The sequence below is a fragment of the Pseudomonas sp. GW821-FHT02B10 genome, from assembly GCF_059421865.1.
Map to the genome: position 1 here is coordinate 84,185 of NZ_JBWKVU010000003.1, position 22,045 is coordinate 106,229.

Annotated in this window: 19 protein-coding genes; 14 read left to right on the forward strand and 5 right to left on the reverse strand. The window is 65.2% G+C overall.

All coding sequences use genetic code 11. The features are described 5' to 3' along the window. The first annotated feature begins 87 nt into the window (after positions 1 to 87). The 11 genes from aroQ (at position 88) to AC07VU_RS07880 (ending at position 13,066) form a co-directional block, all read left to right on the forward strand. Positions 88 to 543, forward strand: a complete 456-nt coding sequence (gene aroQ / locus AC07VU_RS07830) for a type II 3-dehydroquinate dehydratase (RefSeq protein ID WP_007921644.1) — start codon at positions 88 to 90, stop codon at positions 541 to 543. Between the two features lie 24 nt (positions 544 to 567). Then, positions 568 to 1,029: an acetyl-CoA carboxylase biotin carboxyl carrier protein gene (accB, locus tag AC07VU_RS07835; RefSeq protein WP_007921645.1), complete on the forward strand. Its 462-nt coding sequence runs from the start codon at positions 568 to 570 to the stop codon at positions 1,027 to 1,029. 17 nt (positions 1,030 to 1,046) lie between these two features. Next, positions 1,047 to 2,402 carry an acetyl-CoA carboxylase biotin carboxylase subunit gene (gene accC / locus AC07VU_RS07840; RefSeq protein WP_007921646.1) on the forward strand — a complete coding sequence of 452 codons (1,356 nt, stop codon included), beginning with the start codon at positions 1,047 to 1,049 and terminating at the stop codon, positions 2,400 to 2,402. 288 nt (positions 2,403 to 2,690) lie between these two features. Then, a complete protein-coding gene (gene prmA, locus AC07VU_RS07845; RefSeq protein WP_102680536.1) occupies positions 2,691 to 3,569 on the forward strand; it encodes a 50S ribosomal protein L11 methyltransferase in 879 nt (292 codons plus the stop codon). Positions 3,570 to 3,599: 30 nt separating this feature from the next. Then, positions 3,600 to 4,838, forward strand: a complete 1,239-nt coding sequence (locus tag AC07VU_RS07850) for a DUF3426 domain-containing protein (RefSeq protein WP_457275546.1) — start codon at positions 3,600 to 3,602, stop codon at positions 4,836 to 4,838. A 196-nt stretch (positions 4,839 to 5,034) separates the two neighbouring features. Continuing rightward, on the forward strand, positions 5,035 to 6,048 hold the full coding sequence (gene dusB / locus AC07VU_RS07855) for a tRNA dihydrouridine synthase DusB (RefSeq protein WP_007921649.1): 1,014 nt from the start codon (positions 5,035 to 5,037) through the stop codon (positions 6,046 to 6,048). Beyond that, a complete protein-coding gene (gene fis / locus AC07VU_RS07860) occupies positions 6,045 to 6,365 on the forward strand; it encodes a DNA-binding transcriptional regulator Fis (RefSeq protein WP_007921650.1) in 321 nt (106 codons plus the stop codon). The genes dusB and fis overlap by 4 nt, the downstream gene beginning before the upstream one ends. A gap of 81 nt (positions 6,366 to 6,446) precedes the next feature. Then, positions 6,447 to 8,054, forward strand: coding sequence for a bifunctional phosphoribosylaminoimidazolecarboxamide formyltransferase/IMP cyclohydrolase (gene purH / locus AC07VU_RS07865; protein WP_457275545.1), 1,608 nt, complete (start codon positions 6,447 to 6,449; stop codon positions 8,052 to 8,054). A 177-nt stretch (positions 8,055 to 8,231) separates the two neighbouring features. Further along, positions 8,232 to 9,527, forward strand: coding sequence for a phosphoribosylamine--glycine ligase (gene purD / locus AC07VU_RS07870; RefSeq protein WP_495029694.1), 1,296 nt, complete (start codon positions 8,232 to 8,234; stop codon positions 9,525 to 9,527). 99 nt (positions 9,528 to 9,626) lie between these two features. Then, positions 9,627 to 12,410: a hybrid sensor histidine kinase/response regulator gene (locus AC07VU_RS07875; protein WP_457275544.1), complete on the forward strand. Its 2,784-nt coding sequence runs from the start codon at positions 9,627 to 9,629 to the stop codon at positions 12,408 to 12,410. A 62-nt stretch (positions 12,411 to 12,472) separates the two neighbouring features. Continuing rightward, the gene (locus AC07VU_RS07880; protein ID WP_007923493.1) at positions 12,473 to 13,066 is read left to right on the forward strand and encodes a MarC family protein; all 594 of its coding nucleotides are present in this window, start codon (positions 12,473 to 12,475) and stop codon (positions 13,064 to 13,066) included. Positions 13,067 to 13,148: 82 nt separating this feature from the next. Here the strand turns inward: AC07VU_RS07880 and AC07VU_RS07885 are convergent, their stop codons facing one another. The 5 genes from AC07VU_RS07885 to cobG form a co-directional block, all read right to left on the reverse strand. After that, complete coding sequence (locus tag AC07VU_RS07885) at positions 13,149 to 13,409, reverse strand: hypothetical protein (RefSeq protein ID WP_053259480.1); 261 nt, start codon at positions 13,407 to 13,409, stop codon at positions 13,149 to 13,151. Positions 13,410 to 14,266: 857 nt separating this feature from the next. Next, positions 14,267 to 15,964: a precorrin-3B C(17)-methyltransferase gene (gene cobJ, locus AC07VU_RS07890; protein WP_495029695.1), complete on the reverse strand. Its 1,698-nt coding sequence runs from the start codon at positions 15,962 to 15,964 to the stop codon at positions 14,267 to 14,269. Continuing rightward, positions 15,964 to 16,695, reverse strand: a complete 732-nt coding sequence (locus tag AC07VU_RS07895) for a precorrin-2 C(20)-methyltransferase (RefSeq protein WP_053259478.1) — start codon at positions 16,693 to 16,695, stop codon at positions 15,964 to 15,966. Before AC07VU_RS07895 ends, cobJ begins: the two co-directional genes overlap by 1 nt. Continuing rightward, positions 16,695 to 17,321, reverse strand: a complete 627-nt coding sequence (locus tag AC07VU_RS07900) for a precorrin-8X methylmutase (RefSeq protein WP_007932940.1) — start codon at positions 17,319 to 17,321, stop codon at positions 16,695 to 16,697. Before AC07VU_RS07900 ends, AC07VU_RS07895 begins: the two co-directional genes overlap by 1 nt. Beyond that, entirely contained in the window at positions 17,314 to 18,627 is a 1,314-nt protein-coding gene (gene cobG, locus AC07VU_RS07905; protein ID WP_337999657.1) for a precorrin-3B synthase, read from the reverse strand. The genes AC07VU_RS07900 and cobG overlap by 8 nt, the downstream gene beginning before the upstream one ends. Before the next feature lie 138 nt (positions 18,628 to 18,765). Between cobG and cbiE the strand changes: the two genes are divergently transcribed. The 3 genes from cbiE to AC07VU_RS07920 all read left to right on the forward strand — a co-directional run bounded on the left by cbiE (position 18,766) and on the right by AC07VU_RS07920 (position 21,887). Beyond that, entirely contained in the window at positions 18,766 to 19,971 is a 1,206-nt protein-coding gene (gene cbiE / locus AC07VU_RS07910; protein ID WP_495029696.1) for a precorrin-6y C5,15-methyltransferase (decarboxylating) subunit CbiE, read from the forward strand. A gap of 108 nt (positions 19,972 to 20,079) precedes the next feature. Next, positions 20,080 to 21,177: a cobalt-precorrin-5B (C(1))-methyltransferase gene (locus tag AC07VU_RS07915; protein ID WP_495029697.1), complete on the forward strand. Its 1,098-nt coding sequence runs from the start codon at positions 20,080 to 20,082 to the stop codon at positions 21,175 to 21,177. Beyond that, positions 21,174 to 21,887: a cobalt-precorrin-6A reductase gene (locus tag AC07VU_RS07920; RefSeq protein WP_087089982.1), complete on the forward strand. Its 714-nt coding sequence runs from the start codon at positions 21,174 to 21,176 to the stop codon at positions 21,885 to 21,887. Before AC07VU_RS07915 ends, AC07VU_RS07920 begins: the two co-directional genes overlap by 4 nt. The last annotated feature ends 158 nt before the right edge of the window (positions 21,888 to 22,045 follow it).

A 22,045-nucleotide genomic window follows, 5' to 3' on the forward strand; every position in this document is an offset into this window, starting at 1 on the left:
CTGGACAGTCACAAAGGCTTTGCGGCATAGTCGCCGGGTTCTGATAACCGCACATTCCAATCACTGCGCAATAACAAGGAACGGCAGATGGCGACCCTACTGGTTCTTCACGGACCCAACCTGAACCTGCTCGGCACCCGTGAACCGGGGGTCTACGGTGCAGTCACCCTGGCTGAGATCAACCAGGACCTGGAACGCCGGGCCCGCGAGGCCGGCCACCATTTGCTCTACCTGCAAAGCAACGCCGAGTACGAATTGATCGACCGTATCCACGCCGCCCGCGATGAAGGCGTGGACTTCATTCTGATCAATCCAGCAGCTTTTACGCATACAAGCGTCGCATTACGTGACGCGCTGCTGGCGGTGAGCATCCCATTCATCGAAGTGCATTTGTCTAACGTGCACAAACGCGAACCTTTCCGCCATCACTCCTACTTCTCCGACGTTGCGGTGGGAGTGATCTGCGGCCTTGGCGCCAGCGGTTACCGACTGGCCCTGGAGGCCGCACTAGAGCAGCTTGAACAACAAGCTAAACGCCCCTGACCGACCCTTGGGAGTTGATGATTCATGGATATCCGTAAAGTTAAGAAACTGATCGAACTGCTGGAAGAATCCGGCATCGACGAGCTCGAGATCAAGGAAGGCGAAGAGTCCGTACGCATCAGCCGCCACAGCAAGACTCCAGCCCAGCAGTACTACGCACCGGCACCGATGGCCGCTCCAGTTGCCGCTCCTGCCGCTGCCGCTCCGGCCGCCGCTGCCGCACCAGCAGCTCCAGCTGCCCCAGCGCTGAACGGCACCGTTGCCCGTTCGCCGATGGTCGGCACCTTCTACCGCAAATCCTCGCCAACCTCGCCAGCCTTCGTTGAAGTCGGCCAGAGCGTGAAGAAAGGCGACACCCTGTGCATCGTCGAAGCCATGAAGATGATGAACCACATCGAAGCTGAAACCAGCGGTGTGATCGAATCCATCCTCGTCGAAGACGGCCAGCCGGTTGAGTACGACCAACCGCTGTTCACCATCGTTTGAACCGCGGAGAGCCAACGATGTCTGCGAAGTTGGAAAAAGTTCTGATCGCCAACCGCGGTGAAATCGCCCTGCGGATTCTGCGTGCCTGCAAAGAGATGGGCATCAAGACCGTCGCCGTTTACTCCAAGGCCGACAAGGAACTGATGCACCTGGGTCTGGCGGACGAATCCGTCTGCATCGGCCCGGCCTCCGCCGCGCACTCCTACCTGCACATTCCGGCGATCATCGCGGCCGCCGAAGTGACCGGCGCCACCGCCATTCACCCAGGCTACGGCTTCCTCGCGGAAAACGCCGACTTCGCCGAGCAGGTCGAGAACTCCGGCTTCGCCTTCATCGGCCCGAAAGCCGAGACCATTCGCCTGATGGGCGACAAGGTATCGGCCAAGCACGCGATGATCGCTGCCGGCGTACCTACGGTGCCCGGTTCCGACGGCCCGCTGCCGGAAGACGAAGAAACCGCGTTGCGCATCGGCCGCGAAGTCGGCTACCCGGTGATCATCAAGGCCGCTGGCGGCGGCGGTGGTCGCGGCATGCGCGTGGTGCATAAAGAAGAAGACCTGATCTCCTCGGCCAAGCTGACCCGCTCCGAAGCTGGCGCGGCGTTCGGCAACCCGATGGTCTACCTGGAGAAGTTCCTGACCAACCCACGTCACGTGGAAGTCCAGGTGCTGTCCGACGGCCAGGGCAACGCGATCCACCTGGGCGACCGCGACTGCTCCCTGCAGCGTCGTCACCAGAAGGTGCTTGAAGAAGCGCCGGCTCCGGGCATCGACGAAACCGCGCGCCAGGAAGTCTTCGCCCGCTGCGTCAAGGCGTGCATCGACATCGGCTACCGCGGCGCCGGCACCTTCGAGTTCCTGTACGAGAACGGCCGTTTCTACTTCATCGAGATGAACACTCGCGTGCAGGTAGAGCACCCGGTATCGGAAATGGTCACTGGCGTCGACATCGTCAAGGAGATGCTGAGCATCGCCGCTGGCAACAAGCTGTCGATCTCCCAGAAGGACGTGGTCATTCGTGGCCACGCCCTGGAATGCCGGATCAACGCCGAAGACCCGAAAACCTTCATGCCAAGCCCAGGCACGGTCAAGCATTTCCATGCTCCGGGCGGCAATGGCGTGCGCGTCGACTCGCACCTGTACAGCGGTTACGCGGTTCCACCGAACTACGACTCGTTGATCGGCAAGCTGATCACTTACGGGGCAACCCGTGAAGAAGCCATGGCGCGCATGCGCAATGCGCTGGACGAAATCGTGGTCGACGGGATCAAGACCAACATCCCGCTGCACCGCGACCTGACCCGTGACGAAGGCTTCTGCAAAGGTGGCGTGAACATTCACTACCTGGAGCACAAGCTGGCCGGTCAACACTGATCGACACCGCACCAGAACGACAAGGCCGCTTTCGAGCGGCCTTGTCGTTTCTGCCCCCCCTTGCAGGAGCGAGCTTGCTCGCGATAGGGCCATCAGCGACAGCGCGCATTTTCCTGGCGTCATGCGGCGCCCTTGCAGGCATCGCGAGCAAGCTCGCGCCTACAGAGAGGCGGTGCGGACAAGTGGAAATGGCGCCTGGCGTGTCGTTTTCTGCGCCTCGCTCGCGTAAACTTGCGCGCTTCTCGCAGCCCGCTAGGCTGCACATTACATATTTCAAAGGTGCCCGCCATGCCTTGGCTGCAAGTCCGTCTCGCCATCAGCCCAGAACAAGCCGAAACCTACGAAGACGCTTTTCTCGAAGTTGGCGCCGTTTCGGTGACTTTCATGGACGCCGAGGATCAACCGATCTTCGAACCGGAACTCAACACCACCCCGCTGTGGAACCACACTCACCTGCTGGCCCTGTTCGAAGACGGCACCGAGGCCGCCAGCGTGCTGGCCCACCTTGAGCTGCTGACCGGCAGCCCGCTGCCCGAACATCACAGCGAAGTGATCGAAGACCAGGACTGGGAACGCAGCTGGATGGACAACTTCCAGCCGATGCGTTTCGGCCAGCGCCTGTGGATCGTCCCGAGCTGGCACGCCGCTCCCGAGCCGGACGCGGTCAACCTGTTGCTCGATCCGGGCCTGGCCTTCGGCACCGGCACGCACCCGACCACCGCCCTGTGCCTGGAATGGCTCGACGGCCAGGACCTGGAAGGCTGCAACGTGCTGGACTTCGGTTGCGGCTCCGGGATCCTGGCGATCGCCGCCCTGCTGCTGGGCGCAAAACAGGCGGTGGGCACCGACATCGACGTGCAGGCCCTGGAAGCCTCCCGCGACAACGCTGGGCGCAACAACATCGCCGAAGCGCTGTTCCCGCTCTATCTGCCGCAAGACCTGCCGCAGGTCCAGGCGGACGTACTGGTCGCCAACATTCTCGCCGGCCCGCTGGTCGCCCTGGCGCCGCAACTGTCCAGCCTGGTCAAGAGCGGCGGACGCCTGGCGTTGTCGGGCATCCTCGCCGAACAGGGTGAGGAAGTCGCTGCCGCCTACGCCCGGGACTTCGACCTGGACCCGATCGCCAACCTCGATGGCTGGGTACGCATCACCGGCCGTCGGCGCTAGAATGGCCGCCTGTATAAACCGGATCGCCGCATGACCGACAGTTTCGTCACCCAGTGTCCGCATTGCCAAACCAGCTTCCGCGTCAGCCACGCCCAGTTGAGCGTGGCCCGGGGCGTGGTGCGCTGCGGCTCCTGCCTGCAGGTGTTCAACGCCGCACGGCAGTTGCTTGAGCAACGCGCTGGCAAGGACGCTGTCGTCACACCTCCCGCACCGGCTGCCCCTGCTGAACCGCTGACCCCGCCGCCACCGCGCGCCATCAGCCAGAAGCAGTGGAGCGCCACCGAGCTCGACCTGGACAGCCTCGACCTGGACGAGGAACTGGCCAAGCTCGAACAGCGGGAAATCCAGCCGACCAAGGCCTTCGGCCAGGAGCGCGGCTCCAGGGAAGACGCCCTCAGCGCCCGCCGCGACCAGCCGGATGCCGAAGAGGAACACTGGCCGGACAGCCTGTTCAGCCAGCCACCCGGCACCAGCAGCGACCTGGACGAAAAACCTGAGCAGCCGCCCGTCGACGCCGGCCGCTCCGGGCGTACCGAACCGTCGCTGTCCTTCAACCTGGACGATCTGGAAGACGAACCCAAGGCGCCCTCCCTGCTCCTGGACGACGACCTGGAGCCCACGCCAGCGCACGGTTCCCTGAAGGCCGACGAGCCCGATGAGATCGAGCCGCCAGCCAGCCCGGCGCCACGCAACAAGCGTGGGCGCGCCGAGCCCGAGGCGCCGGACGCCGTGTTGCTGGACCTGGAAGACGACCCGATCCAGCTGGACTGGCAAAAACGCCGCTCGCCCTGGGGCCGCCGCCTGCTCTGGAGCCTGCTGATCCTGCTGGCCGCCGCCGGCCTGGCGGGCCAGTACATCGCCTATCACTTCGACGAACTGGCGCGCCAGGACCAGTACCGCCCCTGGTTCCAGCAGTTTTGCCCGGAACTGGGCTGCACGGTGCCCTCGAAGGTCGATATCGGCCGCATCAAAAGCAGCAACCTGGTGGTGCGCAGCCACCCGGACTTCAGCGGCGCCCTGGTGGTGGATGCGATCATCTACAACCGCGCGCCGTTCTCCCAGCCCTTCCCGCTGCTGGAACTGCGTTTCGCCGACCTCAACGGCCATCTGATCGCCAGTCGTCGCTTCAAACCCGGCGAATACGTCAAGGGTGAGCTCGAAGGGGTGTCGGAGATGCCGCCGCAGACACCGATCCATATCGCGCTGGACATCCTCGATCCGGGCCCCAAGGCCGTCAACTACAGCCTAAGCTTTCACTCGCCCGAGTAAGGCGCGCCATCCGAGCAAAGGCCGCCCGGGATTGACGGCGGTTTTCTGACTGCTGCCCAGCGGACCAAACCGTTGGCAATAACAGAATAACTGTTCAGATTTTATCCAATTCAGCCTTTATCCAGTCATCGAGAGCGGGTATCATGCCAACCCTTTTTCGAACTCTCATGATCCGGCCCCACAACAGGGAAGTCCTATGTCGGCGGTACGCATCGGCCCATATACATTGCACAACGGCTTGATTCTCGCCCCCATGGCGGGCGTCACCGACCAGCCCTTTCGTCAGCTTTGCAAGCGGCTGGGTGCAGGCCTTGTAGTCTCGGAAATGGTCACCAGCGACATGAGTTTGTGGAACAGTCGCAAATCGCGCCTGCGCATGATCCACGAGGGCGATCCCGAGCCGCGCTCGGTACAGATCGCCGGTGGCGATGCACAGATGCTGGCGGATGCCGCCCGCGCCAACGTCGAGTTGGGCGCACAGATTATTGATATCAACATGGGTTGCCCGGCGAAGAAGGTCTGCAACAAGGCCGCCGGCTCCGCGTTACTGAAAGATGAAGATCTGGTGAACGAGATCCTGCAGGCCGTGGTGGCCGCAGTCGATGTGCCGGTCACCCTGAAGATCCGTACCGGCTGGGACCGGGCGAACAAGAACGGCCTGACGGTGGCGAAGATCGCCGAACAGGCAGGCATCACGGCATTGGCGGTCCATGGCCGGACCCGGGCCGACCTGTACACGGGCGTTGCCGAGTACGACACCATCGCTGCGATCAAGCAGGCGGTGTCGATCCCGGTCTTCGCCAACGGCGATATCGACTCGCCCGAGAAGGCCCGCTACGTCCTCGACGCTACCGGTGCCGACGGGCTGTTGATTGGCCGGGCCGCTCAGGGGCGGCCATGGATTTTTCGTGAGATCGAACATTTTCTGCGTACCGGTCAAACCCTGCCGGCACCTGAACTGTTCGAGGTGGAACGTATTCTGCTTGAGCATCTGGCCGCGCTGCATGCCTTCTATGGCGATGTCATGGGCGTACGCATTGCTCGCAAGCATGTGGGCTGGTATCTCGCAACTCTGCCGGGCGCCAGGGAGTTTCGCGCCCACTTCAATCGTTTGGAAGATACGGAAGCACAGTGCGCCAACGTTCGTGAGTTCTTTGCCGAGCGTTACAAGAGCCTGGTGACAGGGGACGGAGAAGGGGTGGCCGCATGACGATGATGACCGAGACTTTAGTGAGTGGAACAGCACCCGTGAGCGACAACGTGAATTTGAAACAGCACCTCAATACGCCGAGCGAAGAAGGCCAGACCCTTCGCGGGAGTGTCGAGAAGGCGCTGCACAATTATTTCGCCCACCTTGAGGGCGCGGCCGTCACGGACGTGTACAACCTGGTGCTCTCCGAAGTCGAGGCTCCTTTGCTCGAAAGCGTGATGAACTACGTCAAGGGCAACCAGACCAAGGCCAGCGAGCTGCTCGGTCTGAACCGCGGCACCCTGCGCAAGAAACTCAAGCAGTACGATTTGCTGTAAGCATTCAATCAAACCAGAAAGGCGCCCGCGTAAAACCGGTCGCCTTTTTTGCTGACTCCTTTGCTTTTGATGGAAATTGAGATGACCGACCAGACTACCCGCCTGCCGATCCGCCGCGCCTTGATCAGTGTTTCCGACAAGACCGGGATCCTCGAATTCGCCAAGGAGCTGGAAGCCCTGGGCGTGGAGATCCTCTCCACCGGCGGGACCTTCAAACTGCTGCAGGACAACGGCGTGGCCGCAGTGGAAGTCGCGGATTACACCGGTTTCGCGGAAATGATGGACGGCCGGGTGAAGACCCTGCACCCGAAAATCCACGGCGGAATCCTCGGTCGTCGCGGTATCGACGACGCCATCATGAACGAGCACGGCATCAAGCCGATCGACCTGGTAGCGGTCAACCTCTACCCGTTCGAAGCCACCATCTCCAAGCCGGGCTGCGACCTGCCGACCGCCATCGAGAACATCGACATCGGCGGCCCGACCATGGTCCGCTCGGCGGCCAAGAACCACAAAGACGTGGCCATCGTGGTCAACGCCAGCGACTACGGCCAGGTGCTGGAAAGCCTCAAGGCCGGCGGCCTGACCTACGCCCAGCGTTTCGACCTGATGCTCAAGGCCTTCGAACACACCGCGGCCTATGACGGCATGATCGCCAACTACATGGGCACCGTGAACCAGGCGGCCGAAACCCTGAGCACCGAAGGCCGCAGCGAATTCCCGCGCACCTTCAACAGCCAGTTCATCAAGGCCCAGGAAATGCGCTACGGCGAGAACCCGCACCAGAGCGCGGCGTTCTACGTGGAAGCCAAGCCTGCCGAAGTCGGCATCGCCACCGCCACCCAGCTGCAAGGCAAGGAACTGTCGTACAACAACGTGGCCGACACCGACGCCGCGCTGGAATGCGTGAAAAGCTTCGTCAAGCCGGCCTGCGTGATCGTCAAGCACGCCAACCCGTGCGGCGTGGCCGTGAGCCCGGACGCCGAAGGCGGTATCCGCCAGGCCTACGAACTGGCCTACGCCACCGACACCGAATCGGCCTTCGGCGGCATCATCGCCTTCAACCGCGAACTGGACGCCGAGACCGCCAAGGCCATCGTCGAGCGTCAGTTCGTTGAAGTGATCATTGCCCCTTCGGTCAGCGACGAAGCCCGTGCCATTGTTGCCGCGAAAGCCAACGTGCGCCTGCTGGCCTGCGGCCAATGGTCGGCGGACCGCGTTCCGGCCTGGGACTACAAGCGCGTCAACGGTGGCCTGCTGGTGCAGAGCCGCGACATCGGCATGATCGGCGCCGACGACCTGAAAGTGGTGACCAAGCGCGCCCCGACCGAACAGGAAATCCACGACCTGATCTTCGCCTGGAAAGTGGCCAAGTTCGTCAAATCCAACGCTATCGTCTACGCCAAGAACCGTCAGACCATCGGCGTCGGCGCCGGCCAGATGAGCCGCGTGAACTCCGCCCGTATCGCCGCGATCAAGGCTGAACACGCCGGCCTGCAAGTGCAGGGCGCGGTCATGGCGTCCGATGCGTTCTTCCCGTTCCGCGACGGCATCGACAACGCGGCCAAGGTCGGCATCACCGCAGTGATCCAGCCAGGCGGCTCGATGCGCGACAACGAAGTGATCGCCGCCGCCGACGAAGCGGGCATTGCGATGGTATTCACCGGTATGCGCCACTTCCGCCACTAAGCATCAATGGGGCGCCACCCTCCCCTGTAGCCGCTGCCGAAGGCTGCGATAGACCCGAAGGGTCTTCAGCGATCTGAAATCCTGCAACCGCTTCGCGGTTGATCGCAGCCTGGCGGCAGCGGCTACAACGTCAGGCTTGCGCGCTTCCCCAAATTAGCGTCATCCGAGGTTTTTGAAATGAATGTACTGATCATTGGTAGCGGCGGTCGTGAACACGCCCTGGCCTGGAAAGTCGCTCAAGACCCACGGGTCGAGAAAGTCTTCGTTGCCCCGGGCAACGCCGGCACCGCCATCGAAGCCAAGTGCGAGAACGTGGCCATCGACGTATTGGCCCTCGAGCAGCTGGCCGACTTTGCCGAGAAGAACGTGTCCCTGACCATCGTCGGTCCGGAAGTACCGCTGGTGGCTGGTGTGGTCGACCTGTTCCGCTCCCGTGGCCTGGACTGCTTCGGTCCGACCGCTGGCGCGGCCCAGCTGGAAGGCTCGAAAGCCTTCACCAAGGATTTCCTGGCGCGCCACAAGATCCCGACCGCCGACTACCAGAACTTCACCGAGATCGAGCCGGCCCTGGCTTATCTGCGGGAAAAGGGCGCGCCGATCGTGATCAAGGCCGACGGCCTGGCCGCCGGTAAAGGCGTGATCGTCGCCATGACCCTGAGCGAGGCCGAAGACGCCGTGCGCGACATGCTGGCCGGCAATGCCTTCGGCGACGCCGGTTCGCGCGTGGTGATCGAAGAGTTCCTCGACGGCGAGGAAGCCAGCTTCATCGTCATGGTCGACGGCAAGAACGTGCTGCCCATGGCCACCAGCCAGGACCACAAACGCGTCGGCGACGGCGACAACGGCCCGAACACCGGCGGCATGGGGGCCTACTCCCCTGCCCCGGTGGTCACCGCCGACGTGCACCAGCGCGTGATGGACCAGGTAATCTGGCCGACCGTGCGCGGCATGGCCGACGAAGGCAACGTCTACACCGGTTTCCTGTACGCCGGCCTGATGATCGACAAGGCCGGCAACCCGAAAGTCATCGAGTTCAACTGCCGCTTCGGCGATCCGGAAACCCAACCGGTGATGCTGCGCCTGCAATCGAGCCTGGTGCTGCTGGTCGAGGCCGCCCTGGCCCAGGCGCTGGACAAGGTCGAAGCGCAATGGGATCCACGTCCGAGCCTGGGCATCGTCCTGGCCGCCGGCGGCTATCCTGGTGACTACGCCAAAGGCGCGGTGATCGAAGGCCTGGACGCGGCCGCCAAACTGGAAGGCAAAGTCTTCCACGCCGGCACCGCGCTCAAGGACGATCAGGTGGTAACCTCCGGCGGCCGCGTGCTCTGCGCCACCGCCCTGGGCGAAAGCGTGGGTGCCGCGCAGCAGCAGGCCTACCAACTGGCAGCTAAGATCGATTGGCAAGGCTGCTTCTACCGCAAAGACATCGGTTACCGGGCCATTGCCCGCGAGCGTGGCGAAAGTCAGGAGTAATCCTGTCTTCCTGTCCGGCAAGGGCCCCAGGCCCTTGCCGGACGGCTCCAGCGCCGCGCATAGTTATAATCTGGCATCAACCTACGAAGGGATTTCGCCGTGCGCTGGCTCAGGACTGCCATAGGTTTCACCGTCACTCTGCTGACCCTGCTCTGCTTGATCCCGGCCCAGGCCGCACAAGGCAGTAACTGGGCCGTTTTGCTCGATGAACAGGCCGACCTGCAACTGAGCGATATCCGCTCCCCGCGCTACACCAATCAATTCAGCCCGATCGAACTGGAACGCATCACCGCCGCCGAACCCGGAGGCGCGTTATGGCTGCGTTTCAAACTGCAACCGGGCAAGCACGAACAACTGCTGCGGATCTTCGCGCCCGACCTGTCACGCCTGGACATGTATGTGCTGGACGGCGACAACCTGGTCGAGCAACTGACCTCCGGCACCCAGCAGCCCCAGGCCGAACGGCCTTTGCCCAGCAGCGACTTCATGCTGCCGCTGCCGCAGAACCAGAAGACCCTCGACGTCTATCTGCGCCTGGTCTCCGACCATCAGTTGCGCCCTTACATCACCCTGCAACCGGCGGTCATGACCGCGGCCAATCAGGGCCAGAGCGTGCTGTACGGCCTGCTGTTCGGCTGCATGGGCATGCTGATGCTGCACAACCTGGTGCGCTACGCCTACACCCGTTCGCGCAGCAGCCTGTGGCTGGCGTCCTGCGAAGCCCTGGTGATGCTCAGCCTGGCGCTGATGCTCAACCTGTTCGGCCCCTGGCTGCCGGACTGGCACGCGATACAGACCCCTGGCGCCTACCTGGCGCTGTTGCTGACTACCCCTTGCGGGCTGATGTTCGTCTATCGCTTTTTTGCCCCGCTGGGCCCGCACCCACTGAACAAGCTGCTGCTGGTCGACATCCTGATGGTCGGCCTGTGCAGCCTGTTGCTGCTGTTCGTCGATTCACTCCCGCTGAACCTCATCACCTACGGCCTGGTGGCCCTGGTCGGCCTGAGCATGCTGTTCATCGCCGGTTATCACTGGCACAAAGGCTACCGCCCGGCGCGCTACTTCGTGGCCGGCATGGGCATCTTCAACATCGGCGCGCTGATCGTGCTGCCGGCGCTGCTGGGGTTGACCATGGTCGCGCCCCAGGGCCTGATCGTCACCTTGCTGGTGACCATGTGCCTGAGCGGGTGGGCGATGAGCATCGCCCTGGGCGAGCGCCAGCGCAGCATCACCGAGAACGAGTTCAGCGTCAGCCGCGACCTCGCCGCCAGCAACGCCGAGGTCAATGCCAAGGCCGAGTTCCTGGCCAAGATCAGCCACGAGATCCGCACACCGATGAACGGCGTGCTGGGCATGACCGAGCTGCTGCTGGGCACACCACTGTCGGTCAAGCAACGCGATTACGTGCAGACCATCCACAGTGCCGGCAACGAGCTGCTGACCCTGATCAACGAGATCCTCGACATCTCCAAGCTCGAATCCGGGCAGATCGAGCTGGACGACGTGCAGTTCGACCTCAATGCACTGATAGAGGACTGCCTGAGTATTTTCCGTGCCAAGGCCGAGCAGCAGAACGTCGAGCTGATCAGCTTCATCCAGCCGCAGGTGCCACGCGTGATCAGCGGTGATCCGACGCGCTTGCGCCAGGCCATGCTCAGCCTGTTGGAAAACGCCCTGAAGAAGACCGACGAAGGCGAGGTCCTGGTGGTGGTCGCGCTGGACGAGCGCACCAGCAAACCGCGCCTGCGCATTGCCGTGCAGGACAGCGGCCAGCCGATGGAAGCCGAAGAACGCGATGCCCTGCTGCATTCGGAACTGCACAGCAAGAACTTCCTCGCCAGCACCCGCCTGGGCGGCAATCTCGGCCTGGTCATCGCCCGCCAGCTGATCCTGCTGATGCATGGCGAGTTCGGGGTCAAGACCAGCGCCAACCAGGGCAGCACCCTGTGGCTGACCCTGCCGCTGGACCCTGAGCGCCTGGAGCACCCGACGTCCGACCTGGATGGCCCGCTGCAAGGCGCCCGGGTGCTGGTGGTGGACGACAACGACACCTGCCGCAAGGTCCTGGTGCAGCAATGCAGCGCCTGGGGCCTGAACGTCAGCGCCGTGCCTTCGGGCAAGGAAGCCCTGGCCCTGCTGCGCACCAAGGCGCACCTGCGCGACTACTTCGATGTGGTGCTGCTCGACCAGAACATGCCCGGCATGACCGGCATGCAACTGGCGGCCAAGATCAAGGAAGACCCGAGCCTGAACCACGACATCCTGCTGATCATGCTCACCGGCATCAGCAACGCGCCGAGCAAGGTCATCGCGCGCAACGCCGGGGTCAAGCGCATTCTCGCCAAACCGGTGGCCGGCTACACCCTCAAGACCACCCTGGCCGACGAGCTGACCCAGCGCAACAAGGGCCAACTGGTCCCCCATCAGCCCCATTCGCTGAGCGGGGTTCCGGTGCCGGTCAAGGTGCCGAGCGACTTCCGCATCCTGGTCGCCGAGGACAACAGCATCTCCACCAAGGTGATTCGCGGCATGCTCGGCAAGCTCAACCTGCAGCCCGATACCGCGAGCAACGGCGAAGAAGCCCTGCAAGCGATGAAGGCCCAGCGCTACGACCTGGTGCTGATGGACTGCGAAATGCCGATCCTCGACGGTTTCTCCGCCACCCAGCAGCTGCGGGCCTGGGAAGTCGGCAACCAGCGCGTGCGCACGCCGGTGGTGGCGCTGACCGCGCACATCCTCACCGAGCACAAGGAGCGCGCGCGGCAGGCCGGCATGGACGGGCACATGGCCAAGCCGGTGGAGCTGTCGCAACTGCGCGAACTGATCGAACACTGGGTGGCGCAGCGCGACCTGCAGGACCGCACCACGGCGCAGCCGTCCTGAGCCGACAGTCCGGCAAACGCCTGTTAAACTCCGCTCGCCCTCCTTCGCTGTGAGTTTGCGCCATGCTCCATGTGCTGTTCAGCGTGTACCTGAAGATGCTGGTGCTCTACAGCCCCTTCTTCGTCCTGTCCTGCTTCATCAGCCTGACCCGCGGCTACTCCAGCAAGGAGCGTCGGCGCCTGGCGTGGAACGTCGCCCTGGCGACCCTGGCCTCCAGCGTGCTGCTGTATCTGTTCGGACGGGTGATCTTCAATGTGTTCGGCATCACCGTGGACGCCTTCCGCATCGGCGCCGGCAGCGTGCTGTTCATCTCGGCCCTGGGCATGGCCCAGGGCAAGTCGGCGATCCAGACCGACAACGTGCAGCAGGACGTGACCATAGTGCCGCTGACCATCCCCCTGACCGTCGGCCCCGGCACCATCGGCGCCCTGCTGGTGATGGGCGTCAGCCAGCCGCACTGGGACGACAAACTCACCGCGATCCTCAGCATCGCCCTGGCCAGCTTCACGGTCGGCGTGGTGCTCTACCTGTCCAACCGCATCGAACGCATCCTCGGCGAGCAAGGCTTGCAGATCGTCAGCCGACTGATGGGCCTGTTCGTCTGCGCCCTGGCGGCGCAGATCATCTTTACCGGGGTCAAGGGGTATCTGGGGTAGAGGCAGCGGCAAGCTACAAGCGGCAAGAACAAGCAGGCTCACTGGGGACAGTGAGCCTGGGCTTTTTCCGGGGTGGGATTTTTTACGCCTGCAGTTGCCACTGCAAGGCATCCAGCGCGTCGCAGCCGTCTTGCAGCAACAGGTGGGCGGCGTTGACGAAGTGAATCAGATCCTGGTCGCCCACACCTTTGACACTCAGGCAATTGAGGCTGTGCATCAGATCCCGCGAAGCCTTGATGCGCTGCACCGCGCCGCCATGCAGATCGGCTGCGGGCGCGTTGCGGTCGAGGTGGAACACCGGGGTAGGGGTGAGATTGCTTTGTAGTGGGATGAAGTCCGTCATGGTCATAGCTCCTTAGTTGCATAAAGAGCTGCCACTCTTTGCGGCTAAACAAATGGGAGGCAGCTGTGCGAGGGTTAGCCGACCAGGGATGGAGCTATGAACATTCCCCGGCACACCCAAAGGTGTCCCGCGCACAGCCACCATAAAGGATGCCGCGCAACCAAAAGCGCCAGCATGGTAATGGATGGCGCTTAAGCGTTCATAGCCCCATATCTCGACCGGCTAAGATCGACCGCCGATGCGTCGGCGACCGGGCAACTATGGCTTCGCAAAAAACCAGCGACAACCCTCAATGTGTTGCCATTCTTTCCCTCTGACGGCCCCCACGCTTCCTGTAGCCGCTGCCGAGCCCGCGAGGCTGCGATAGGACCGAAGGTCCTCCAGCGGTTTCAAGACCCTGCGTCCGCTTCGCGGCCGATCGCAGCCTCGCGGGCTCGGCAGCGGCTACAAAATTTAGCGCCGACCGGTAGGTCGCGCCCGGCTTTGGCTTTTGATCCACCCGCCCCATCGGGAGGCCGAGTGGAGGCGTTTATCAGGGGGATGGCGCGCAGCGCCCCTCGACGCAGTCGAGGACATCGTATGGAGGTCGAAGCGCAGCCGACCGGAGTCGATGCCCCCTGAGGGACGCCGGAGCGAGGGAACCTGAGCGCAGCGAAGGCCGTACGCAGGGGCAAGCGTTTTTTGGTTACTTTTTGCTGGGCCGGCATTCCGGCGTTTGAAAAAAAGTGACCCGCCGTAAGGGCGGAACCCTAAGTGGCCGTTACCGCAGAAACGGATATGTACCCCGTCCAAAAAATGCAGCGCCAGAGCGGACGCCATCGCGGGCAAGCCTCGCTCCTACAGCGGCTCGAGATTGCCTAGGGTTTCTGCCCGTACCACCTCGGCGTATACACCCACTCCCCCCCTCCAGCCTTGGGAAACACGCAGGTAGTGGATGAGCCCACCAACACCATGGTGCGCATATCCACCTGCTCCGCTGTCAGCTCGCCCAGGGTGATAACGCGCAAGGTCTGCCCCGGACGCCCGATATCCCGCCCCAGCACTACGGGCGTGTCCGCAGTGCGGTGCTGGCGCACGATCTCCAGCGCGCGCCCCAGCTGCCAAGGACGCGAACGCGAGATGGGGTTATAGAACGCCAGCGCCAGGTCGGCCTGGGACGCCAGGTCCAGGCGCTTCTCGATGATTGCCCAGGGCTTGAGGTTGTCCGACAGGGACAGCACGCAGAAGTCGTGGCCCAGGGGCGCGCCGGCCTGGGCGGCGGTGGCCAGGGAAGCGGAAACCCCGGGAAGGATTTCCAGCTCGACCCGATGCCAGCCCGGCTCGCTGGATTCGTGCAGCGCTTCCAGCACCGCCGCGGCCATGGCGAAGACCCCCGGGTCGCCGGAGGACACCACCACCACCGAACGGCCTTGGGCCGCGAGCTCGAAGGCGTGGCGGGCACGCTGCATTTCTTCGCGGTTGTCGGTGCAGTGCAGGACCTGGTCGGCGCGGAACGGGCCGGCCATGCGCACATAGGTTTCGTAGCCAAGGATATCGTTGGCCCGCGCCAGTTCGGCCTTCACCGCCGGCACCATCAGCTCGGCGGCGCCAGGGCCCAGGCCGATCACCGCCAGGCGGCCACGGGGGCGGCCGATCTGCTGCGGGTCCAGCGGCTGGCTGGCCACGGCAATGGCGATGTCTTCACCCACGCTCAGCGGCGGCAGCAGTTGCGGCACGGCCTGTTGCGCCAGTTCGGCGACACTGCCCGCCGTAGGGGCGAAACGCAGGGGCACGCCCAGGTCGGCAGCGGCCTGGCGCAAGATCGGGCTGGCCATGTCGCTGTCAGCGGCCAGCATGCAGGCGACGGATTGCACGGCGATCTGCTTCTGGTGCAAGGCCTCGCGCAGCGCATCGGCACCCGCGATATTGCCGTTGCAGGCGATCAGCACACTGCGCGGATAGATCAGCAGTTCGTTGGCGGCGGGCTCGCGCTCGGCCGAGCCGACGCGGATGGTCAGCCGGGCATGCCGGTCTTCCGGCAACCGGGCCTCGGCCAGCCAGGGCGCGGCGCCTTCGATGCGCACGCTTTCACCGCCCAGCAGATCGGAGACGAAACGCTTGCCCAGCTCCAGATCACCCAGGGCATAGCCGCTCGGTGGGTTGAGCAGGCAGGTGCCGAAGCGCAGCTCGCCGCTGGTGGTGATTGCCGCCGCCACGCTCAGGCCGGCGGCGATTTCCCGGGCCATGACGTTCACTCCGCCCAGGCCACCGAGCAACGGCACCACGGCGCTGCCGTCTTCGGCCACGGCCAGCACCGGCGGCTCCGCGCCCTTCTCCAGCAGCAGCGGCGCCAGGGTGCGGATGACGATGCCCGCGGCGCACAGTGCGATGATCGGCGTGTCCTGTTGATACAGCTGACGCAAGGTCGCGCCAAACTCCTGGTATGGGCGGTCGGCGCCCTCGACCCGTTCGGCCAGGCCGTGGATCAGCGCGTCCGGGTACAGCTGCTGAAGTTTGCGCGCAGTCGCCAGGCTGCCTTGGCCAAGGATGACGATGGCCGGTGCGGAACGGGCCATCAACCTTGCCACCTTTCACCGGGCACGATGATCAACGAGAAATACGGCGAGGACATCGGCTGCACTTCATCCAGCGGCACGATCTTCTGGTTGGCCATGGTTGCGCGCTCGACGTACAGCGCGCGCTCGGCCAGGCCCAGCTCTTCGAGCACCTGGCGCACCTTGGGGAAGTTGCGCCCCAGCTTCATCACCACCGCCGCGTCGGCATCGGCCAGGCGGCGCTTGAGTTCGTCATGGGGCAACACGCCGGAGAGCACCGACAGGCTCTGGTTGCGATACACCAGCGGCGCGCCCAGCACCGAGGCGCCACCGAGCATCGAGCACACCCCCGGCACCACTTCGGCCGGGTAACGCTCGGCCAGGCGGTCGTGCAGGTACATGTAGGAGCCGTAGAAGAACGGGTCGCCTTCACAGATCACCGCCACGTCGCGGCCGGCGTCCAGATGCTTGGCCAAGTCTTCGGCGGCGCTGTCATAGAAGTCGCTGATCACTTGCTCGTAGGACAGCGGCGCCGGCAGCACTTCGGTGGTCACCGGGTAGACCAGCGGCACCAGGGTCTGCGCGCCTTGCAGGTGTGCTTCGATGATGCCGAAGGCATTGCCCTTTTTACCCTTGGCGACGAAGTACGCCACCACCGGCGACTCGCGCAGCAGGCGCAGGGCCTTGACGGTAATCAGTTCCGGATCACCGGGGCCGACGCCCAGGCCGATCAAACGTCCAGGTTGCTGCATCATTCGATCTCCGTGGCCAGGGCGTTGACGGCGGCGGCGGCCATGGCGCTGCCGCCCAGGCGGCCTTGCATGATCACAAAAGGCACGCCGCGGCTGTCGGCGGCGAGCATCGCCTTGGACTCGGCCGCGCCGACGAAACCTACCGGGAAACCGAGGATCAGCGCCGGTTTCGGCGCGCCGGCGTCGAGCATTTCCAGCAGGTAGAACAGCGCGGTCGGGGCGTTGCCGATCACCACCACGCTGCCCTCCAGGTACGGCCGCCACAGCTCCAGGGCCACCGCCGAGCGGGTGTTGCCCAGCTCGCGGGCCAGCTCCGGCACGCTTTCGTCGCGCAGGGTGCAGATCACCTGATTGTTCGCCGGCAGACGGGCGCGGGTAATGCCTTCGGCCACCATGCGCGCATCGCAGAGAATCGGCGCGCCGGCCGCCAGGGCCGCGCGCCCGGCCTGGCCCGCGCCTTCGGAGAACTGCAGGCCGTCGATGGCATCGACCATGCCGCAGGCATGGATCACCCGCACCGCGAGCTTTTCCAGGTCCGCGGGGATGCGATCGAGCCTAGCCTCCTCGCGAATGATCGCGAAGGAGTTGCGATAGATCTCCTGACCGTCGCGGATGTAATCAATCATGGGTGTTGCTCCGTGGGCGGGCATCGAGCAATGCGCCGGCCGCTTCAAGGGAAAGGTTGCGTGCGTGCAGCGTGCCGAAACCCGGCTGCGCGGCATCGCGAAAATAGAGGTCGTAACGACCGGGGGCGACAGCCAGCAAGGTAGCCGGTGCCACATGGGCGGCGGCGCAGGAACGCGAGCAGCCGGACAGGTGCACGTCCAGCTGATGGCCGTGACGCTGGAGCAAGGCAGCCAGCTTCAGCGCGTCGCCCTTGGTGTCGGCCAGGGCCTTGCCGCAGCCGCTGGAACCGGTGCAGGCAATCAGGTGGGCCAGGGGCTGCTCTGGCGAGCAGAGAAACCCCAGCTGTTGCAGGCAGCGCGTGACTTCAGGCGCGTCTTCGGCCCGCAGATTTGGCAGCAACAGGCTCTGCCAGGGCGTGAACCTCAGGCTGCCGTCGCCCCATTGCTCAGCCAGCTGCGCCGCGCCGCGCAGCATCGACGGGGCCAGCCGCCCCAGGGGCGTGACGGCACCGACATAGACCTGGTCCGGTTGCCGCTGTGGATAAGTGCCGATATGCAGCGGCTCGGAAGGGGCCTCGCGCTGCCAATCGCCCCCCCTGATCACCGGCCCCGGCAAGTGCGCGGACACCTGTGCCAGCAGCGCGTCCGCCGAGTGCTCCGCCAACAGCTGGCGCATGCGGGTCTGTTCGGGGCGGGCCAGGTCGAGGAACAGCTCCAGCACCGCCACCACCAGGGCCAGCCCATCCTCCAGCGCCACGCTGGCCAGGGGCCGGTCCCCAGGGCAGCCGGCCAGGCCGAAGGCCAGCCAGGGCTCGCCCGCGCCTTCGAACGCCGAAAGCCACAGGTCATGGGGATGCTCCAGCATGGCCAGGGCCTCGCCGCCGTCGAGTTGCACGGCGAACTTGGGCGACAACTCATGAAAGCGCGGATGGCTTTGCACAGTGGCGAGAATCTGCCCGGCCAGGGGACGGGTGTCGACGATCATCGTGCGGTCGATCCCGGCCGTGGGGCTGAGCATCAGGTTACGCACGTCATCGCCGGCCGCGCTGGTCGGCCCCAGGCCGGCGGCCAGCAGCTCGGCGATCAGCGCCTGATGCTCGGCGCCGATCCCGCGAATCTGCAGGTTGGCGCGGTTGGTCGCCTCGATCACCCCGCCGGCATACCGCTCGGCCGCAGCGGCCACCGCGCGGGCCTGGGCGGCGCTGATCGCCCCGCCGGCCAGCTTGATCCGGCAGATACCGCCGTCCAGTGCCGGGACGATACGCAGCAACCCCGGACAGGCCGAGGGGCGTAAGGCGGTGGACATCGGGCGTTCGTTCAAGGGGGTGACCGGCTGTGTGGGAAAGGCGCTTCGCGGGCGAAGGCGCGGTATTATGCCTGCTTTGTCCGAAGGCATGAAAAGCCTGCCTGTCGGAAGAACAGGTTTTACCCTCGAGGAATAGCGATGTCGCCCTGGCTGACAGTAGTGGGAATCGGTGAAGACGGCTTCAAGGGCCTGGGCAAGAACGCCCGGCGGGCCCTGATGGGCGCTTCGCGGATCGTCGGCGGCCAGCGGCAACTGGACCTGTTGCCGGTGTGCATCCGCGGCGAGCGGCAACTGTGGCCGAGCCCTTTCTCACTGGAGCCGGTGCTGGCCAAGCGCGGCGAGCCGGTGTGCGTGCTGGCCAGCGGCGACCCGATGCTGTTCGGCGTCGGCGCCAGCCTGGCGGGGCAGGTGGCCCAGGAAGAAATGCACGTCCTGCCCTCGCCTTCCTCTTATTCACTGGCGGCCGCGCGCCTGGGCTGGCCGCTGCAAGAGGTGGTGACGCTCTCGGTGGTCGCCCGCCCCGTGGCCGCCCTCAGCGCCCAGCTGTTCAGCGGCGTGCGCCTGCTGGTCCTGAGCAATGACGGCCTCAGCCCCTCGGCCATCGCCGCGCTGCTGCGCGAACGCGGCTTCGGCCCAAGCCGGCTCAGCGTGCTCGAGCACCTGGGCGGCGAGGCCGAACGACGGACCGACAGTACCGCCAACGACTGGAGCGACCCGGCCATCGCCGACCTCAACCTGGTGGCCATCGAATGCCTGGCCGAGCCCGATACGCCGCGCCTGTCGCGCCTGGCCGGCTTGCCCGACTCGGCCTTCCAGCATGACGGCCAGCTGACCAAGCGCGACGTCCGCGCCATTACCCTGGCCCGCCTGGCCCCGGTGCCCGGCGAACTGTTGTGGGATGTCGGCGCCGGCAGCGGCTCGATCGGCATCGAGTGGATGCGCGCGCACCCCAGCTGCCGGGCCCTGGCCATCGAAGCCGACCCAGGCCGCCAGCAACTGATCGAACACAACCGCGACGCCCTCGGCGTGCCCGGCCTGCAACTGGTTCGCGGCAGCGCGCCCCAGGCGCTGGATGGCCTGGAAGCCCCGGACGCGATCTTCATCGGCGGCGGCGTGACCCGCCCCGGCGTGCTCGACGCCTGCTGGGCCCGGCTCAAGCCCGGTGGCCGGCTGGTGGCCAACGCCGTGACCCTGCAAAGCGAAACGACCCTGATGGCCTGGCGCGAACGGCATGGCGGCGAGCTGACCCGCATCCATGTCGCCCAGGCCTTGCCGCTGGGGGACTTCGACACCTGGCGCCAGGCCCTGCCCATTACCTTGCTCGACCTCGTCAAACCGCTATGAGCACCCTGCCCTCCCCTGTAGGAGCGAGCTTGCTCGCGATCCAGACCACGCGGTCCGTCTGGCGGACGCTATCGCGAGCAAGCTCGCGCCTGCACAAGGCCGCGCGGCATGCGTGAAGAAACGGCGGAACAACCGGCCCCGCTGCGCAGCGGCCTGACCACCGGCAGCTGCGCCACCGCCACCAGCCTGGCGGCGGCGCGTCTGTTGCTCGGCGGCACCATCAGCGACGCCGTGGAGATCGTCCTGCCCAAGGGCAAGCAGGTGCAGATGCGCCTGGAGTTTTGCCGCCTCACCGACACCGGCGCCGAAGCCGGCACGATCAAGGATGCCGGCGACGACCCCGACGTGACCCACGGCGCCCTGCTTTATTCCCAGGTCCGCCTGAGCCCGGACAGCGGCATTCGTTTCATCGCCGGCCAAGGCGTGGGCACCGTGACCCGGCCGGGGCTGGTGCTGGGTGTGGGCGAACCGGCGATCAATCCGGTGCCGCGCCGGATGATCAGCGAGCACCTGGCAACCCTGGCCCGGGAACAGGGTTACCAGGGCGGCTTCGAGGTCACGGTCAACGTCGAGGATGGCGAAGCCCTGGCGTTGAAAACCATGAACCCGCGCCTGGGCATTCTCGGCGGCCTGTCGATCCTCGGCACCAGCGGCATCGTGCGGCCGTTTTCCTGCGCGGCCTATATCGCCTCGATCCACCAGGGCATCGACGTCGCCAAGACCAACGGCTACCTGCACATCGCCGCCTGTACCGGCAATGCCAGCGAAGACACCATGCGCCGCGTCTACGACCTGCCGGAAATCGCCCTGATCGAAATGGGCGACTTTGTCGGCGCCGTGCTCAAGCACCTGCGCAAAGTGCCGGTGGACAAACTCAGCCTGTGCGGCGGTTTCGGCAAGATCAGCAAGCTCGCGGCGGGGCACATGGACCTGCACAGCCGCCATTCCAGCATCGACCTGCCGCAACTGGCCGAATGGGCCGCGGCGGTCGGCGCCGACCCGGCGCTGCAAAACGCCATCCGTGGCGCCAACACCAGCCAGCAGGCGCTGGCCATGGCCAGCGCCGCCGGCATCGCCCTGGGCGACGCGGTGTGCCAGCACGCCCTGGACTTCGCGCGCAGCGTGGTGCCGCCACAGGTCCAGGTCGAAGTCTTCGCCATCGATCGCCAGGGCGGCATCGTCGGCCATGCCGGAGCTTTTCGATGAAACCCATACTGCTGCTGGGCGGCGTGACCGAGGCCCTGGCCATCGCCCGGACCCTGGGGCCGGAGCACATCTATAGCCTGGCGGGCATCGGGCGCGTGCCCGCAGACCTGGACTGCCAGGTGCGGGTCGGCGGCTACGGCGGCGCCGAGGGCTTGGCCCGGTTCATCCGCGAGCAAGGCATCGAGCTGCTGCTGGACGCCACTCATCCCTATGCCGCCCAAATCAGCCAGAACGCCGCCACGGCCGCGCAGCTGTGTGGCATCCCCTGCTGGGCCCTGCGCCGACCGGCCTGGCAGGCTCAGGCCGGCGACGACTGGCGCGAAGTCCGCGACTGGGCCGAACTGGTCCAGGCACTCGAACCCTTCAAGCGCCCGCTGTTCACCCTGGGCCGCGAACCCTTGCAGCATCTGCATGAGATCCCCTCCGGGCAGTTCTGGACCCTGCGCGCCCTCGACCCGTACCCCGGCAATGACCGGTGCGAAGTGATAGGCGCACGCGGCCCCTTCCTGATCGACAGCGAACGCGAGCTGTTCGAACGCCGCCGTATCGACGTGCTGATCAGCAAGAACAGCGGCAGCAGCGCCACCGAACCCAAGCTGGAAGTGGCGCGCGAGCGTGGGGTGCCGGTGCTGATCCTGCAACGGCCGTCGTTGCCAGCCGTCGATCGGGAATTCCATGACCTGGGCGAGTTGCTCCAGGCCCTGCGCTGATCGCTTGGCCGCGTAAAACCCGGCCGATATATCGAGTTACCAAGTCCCCCGCTGAACGGTAGGACGCAGCCCTGGCCGCCGCGCCACGGGACCTTCGCGTATTGAAGACAGAGGAAACACTTGCGGCGTTGGCCACGGACAGGCTTTGCGGCACGATC